At 68.7% G+C, this 3,839-nt stretch carries 4 protein-coding genes; all 4 read left to right on the top strand.

Features of this window, described 5'->3' with window-relative positions; translation table 11 throughout:
• Positions 1-16: 16 nt before the first annotated feature.
• The gene (locus AC1VAN_RS14465) at positions 17-736 is read left to right on the top strand and encodes a helix-turn-helix domain-containing protein (RefSeq protein WP_032976082.1); all 720 of its coding nucleotides are present in this window, start codon (positions 17-19) and stop codon (positions 734-736) included.
• A gap of 67 nt (positions 737-803) precedes the next feature.
• Positions 804-1,754: a DMT family transporter gene (locus AC1VAN_RS14470; RefSeq protein WP_442251207.1), complete on the top strand. Its 951-nt coding sequence runs from the start codon at positions 804-806 to the stop codon at positions 1,752-1,754.
• Between the two features lie 138 nt (positions 1,755-1,892).
• Positions 1,893-2,030 (top strand): hypothetical protein, encoded by a 138-nt coding sequence (locus tag AC1VAN_RS14475; protein ID WP_200867501.1) that lies wholly within the window; start codon positions 1,893-1,895, stop codon positions 2,028-2,030.
• 85 nt (positions 2,031-2,115) lie between these two features.
• Positions 2,116-3,839 (top strand): aspartate kinase (locus AC1VAN_RS14480; protein ID WP_480986052.1); only part of this gene is annotated, 1,724 nt, incomplete at its 3' end.

Consider the following 3,839-nt stretch of genomic DNA (forward strand, 5'->3'; position numbering starts at 1 on the left):
CGCGCAGACTGCTCGGATGGGCGCCATCTTCCATCTACGGCACTACGGTCAGGCCACCGGCCTGGATCGCCACGGCTATGCGCAGTGGGTGCTGCCGCTGCAGGGTGAGCTGCAGTTCGAGATGGAGGGCAGGGGCGGCCGTCTTGACCTGCTGCAGGGCGCATTCGTGGCGGCCGGCGAGGCGCACGACCAGATGGCCGACGGCCCCAATGGTTTCGTGATTGTCGACTGCGGGCCGGGCGTGCTCGATGACGCGACCCAGGAGCACCTGTGCCGGCAGCGCTGGCTGCATCTCCCGCTGTCGCTGCGGCAGCGGCTTGCCCAGGTGCAGACGGGCCGGCCTGTGCCAGCGCTGCTGCCGGAACTGCTGCGGGTCTTCGCGCCTGCCGGTAGTGGTGCGCGCCTGCAGGGCCTGTGCGCTGCGGTCGAGGCGATACCGGGGCAGGCATGGTCGGTAGCGCGCATGGCTGCCTTTGTCGGCATCAGCGAAAGCCGCCTGCATGCGGTGTTCCGGAGTGAGTTCGGGCTCAGCCCGCAGGCGTGGCTCAGTGCCAGCCGCCTGCGCTGGGCCAAGCACCAGTTGCGGGTCAGCCCGGCATCGATCAGCGATATCGCACTGGCCGCAGGGTATTCCGAGCAGAGTGCACTGACCCGTGCGCTGCGCCGCGAATGCGGGCAGACGCCGGCGGCATGGCGGCGAGCCACACCCAACACTGCGGAAGCGAACCGGCAGTAGCCTCGGTCAAGACCGGTCGGCAAGGGGCCGCTTACACTGCGCGGCCCGTTCTTGCTGTGAACCTGCAATGCGCAACAACCCGATTGCCCTGGGCATCGCCAATGGCATCGCCGCCGGTGCGCTGTGGGGCGTGGTCTTCCTCGCGCCCGCCGTGTTGAGCACGTTCAATGCCCTGCAGCTTTCCGCCGGCCGCTATCTGGTTTATGGCCTGATCGCCGTGGTCCTGCTGCTGCCGCGCTGGAAGCGGCTGGCGCCGAAGCTCGGTCGCGCCGAGTGGATCGGCCTGTTGTGGCTCAGCCTGGCCGGCAACCTGGTGTACTTCCTGCTGTTGGCCACGGCGGTGCAGTGGGCCGGTGGCGCCGCTGCTTCGTTGATTGTCGGCCTGATTCCGGTCGTGGTCACCCTGGTGGGCGTGCGCGAGCAGGGTGCGGTGCCGTTGAAGCAGCTGCTGCCGGCGCTGGCGCTGTGCGTGCTCGGCGTAGCGATGGTCGGCTGGGAGGCGCTGATGTCCGAGCATCTGGGCACGCCTTGGCGGCAACGCCTGATCGGCCTGCTGTGCGCGTTCGGTGCGTTGTTCTCGTGGGCGCTGTATTCCATCGGCAACAGCCGCTGGCTGTCGCGGCGGCCCGACCTTTCCAGCCACGACTGGTCACTGCTGACCGGCGTCCCCACCGGCGGGTTGTCGCTGCTGCTGGTGCCGATGGCGTTCAGTGGACACAACCAGGCGCATACGGCTGCGCAATGGGGTGGGTTCTGGGCCATCAGCGCCAGCGTGGCGGTGGTCGCCTCGATCCTCGGCAATGCGTTCTGGAACCGGGCCAGTCGCCTGCTGCCGCTGACCCTGACCGGGCAGATGATCGTGTTCGAGACCCTGTTCGCGCTGCTGTACGCCTTCGCCTGGCAGCGGCGCTGGCCCAGCCTGCTGGAACTGCTGGCGATCGTGCTGCTGGTGGGCGGGGTGCTGTTGTGCGCGCATGCGCATCGCACGCCGCGCGCAATCACCGAACATGTCGGCTGAATCGACGCATTGAGGGCGACGATCACCTGTTGGTCTCAGTTGCAACCAAATGCCGGCACGTTGGCCGATGATCGCTGCATGGAAATATTGCGCCGCAACACTTGACAGCGGCCATCGCGGCGGTGTTTTCTGTAGGCCATGGTCCTTGATGCCGCCAACGCCCGCCTGATCGCCCCCGCTACCGCGGGCCGTTCGACTGCGCCGGTCGCCATCACCACCACCATTACCACCACCACCGCCACCACTGCCCTGGTGCGGCCCGTCGTCTTCGTGTAACTCCCGAAAACAACGGCCCCGCACCATCCAGGTGACGGGGAAACTCGACCACCTGCATGCGACGGGGCCTCCAACCGAGGTCTGCATGTCTTCCATCGCTCCCGCCCATTCGCCTGCCGCGTCCGCATTGGCCGCGCCGTCCACTGTCGTGCACAAGTTCGGCGGCACCTCGGTGGCCGACGCCGAGCGCTATCGCCATGTCGCCGGCCTGCTGCTGGCCCGCCCCGAGTCGTTGCAGGTCAGCGTGGTCTCGGCCATGAAGGGGGTTACCGATGCGCTGATTGAACTGGCGCACCTGGCAGCCCAGGGCGATGCCGGCTGGCAGGAGGCGTGGCATGCGCTGCGCGCGCGGCATCGGGGTGCCGCGGTAGCGCTGCTGGGTGAGCAGGTGGGCGATACCGTGGACTGGATCGATGCACGCTTCGACCAGTTGGCCGAGGTGCTGGCCGCGCTGGCGGTGATCGGCGAACTGCCACGCGAGGTGCTCGACCGCGTGCAGGGCCTGGGCGAAGTGTTCTCCGCACAGTTGCTTGGTACCCACCTGCGCGCGCTGGGCGAGGACTGCGCGGTGCTGGATGCACGCGATGTGCTGGTGGTCGGCCACGGCGAACTGGGCGTGGATGTCGACTGGGATGCCAGTGCCGGCCGCCTTGCCGCGTGGCGGCTGCGGCACCCGCAGTCGCGCGTGGTCGCCACCGGTTTCGTCGCCCGCGACCGCCAGGACCGCGTCACCACGCTGGGCCGCAACGGCAGTGACTACTCCGGCGCGATCTTCGCCGCACTGTTCGCCGCCGATGAACTGCATATCTGGACCGACGTCGACGGCGTGCTGTCGGCCGACCCGCGGCTGGTGCCGGAGGCCGTGCAGCTGCACGCGCTGAGCTACGACGAGGCCTGCGAGCTGGCCTATTTCGGGGCGAAAGTGGTGCATCCGCAGACGATGTCACCGGCGATCCGGCTGGGCCTGCCGATCTTCATCCGCAATACCTTCCAGCCCAGCCATCCGGGTACGCGGATCAGCGCCGAGCGCTCGCCACGTGGCCCGGTGAAAGGGCTGACGCTGAGCACGGATCTGGCCCTGCTGAACCTGGAAGGCACCGGCCTGATCGGCGTGCCGGGTACCGCCGAACGGGTGTTCGCCGCGCTGCGCCAGGCACAGGTCTCGGTRGTGATGATCTCGCAGGGCTCTTCCGAACATTCGATCTGCTGTGTTGTCCGCGCAGGCGAAGCGGCGCGTGGTCGCGATGCCGTGGTGCAGGCGTTCTCGCACGAGCTGGCCGCCGGCCAGGTGCAGCGCGTGCAGGTCAGCGAGGGCGTCAGCGTGCTGGCCGCCGTGGGCGATGGCATGGCAGGCCAGCCGGGTGTGGCTGCACGGCTGTTCGAATCGCTGGGCCGGGCGCAGGTGAACATCCTGGCGATCGCGCAGGGGTCCTCCGAACGCAACATCTCGGTGGCGGTGGCAAGCGCCGACGCGACCCGCGCGCTGCGTGCCGCGCATGCCGGGTTCTGGCTGTCGCCGCAGACGTTCGCGGTGGGGGTGATCGGTCCGGGCAATGTTGGCGCTGCGCTGCTGGACCAGCTGCTGGCGGCGCGCCCGCAGTTGCTGGCCAAGGCCAATGTCGATCTGCGCCTGCGCGCGCTTGCGTCACGCTCGCGCATGCGCCTGGAGGCCGATGGCCTGCATGAAGACTGGCGCCAGGCGCTGCAGGACGCCGGCCAGGCCAGCGATCTGGACCACTTCACCGAGCACCTGCTGGCCGCGCATCTGCCGCATGCGGTGGTGATCGACTGCAGTGGCAGTGCAGAGGT

The organism is Stenotrophomonas sp. 05L44_2, from assembly GCF_056665995.1.

What these genes read in the sequence shown, in the direction of transcription:
- AC1VAN_RS14465 (WP_032976082.1), top strand. Translation starts at nt 17, where the DNA reads ATGGGCGCCATCTTCCATCTACGGCACTACGGTCAGGCCACCGGCCTG.
- AC1VAN_RS14475 (WP_200867501.1), top strand. Translation starts at nt 1,893, where the DNA reads ATGGTCCTTGATGCCGCCAACGCCCGCCTGATCGCCCCCGCTACCGCG.
- AC1VAN_RS14470 (WP_442251207.1), top strand. Translation starts at nt 804, where the DNA reads ATGCGCAACAACCCGATTGCCCTGGGCATCGCCAATGGCATCGCCGCC.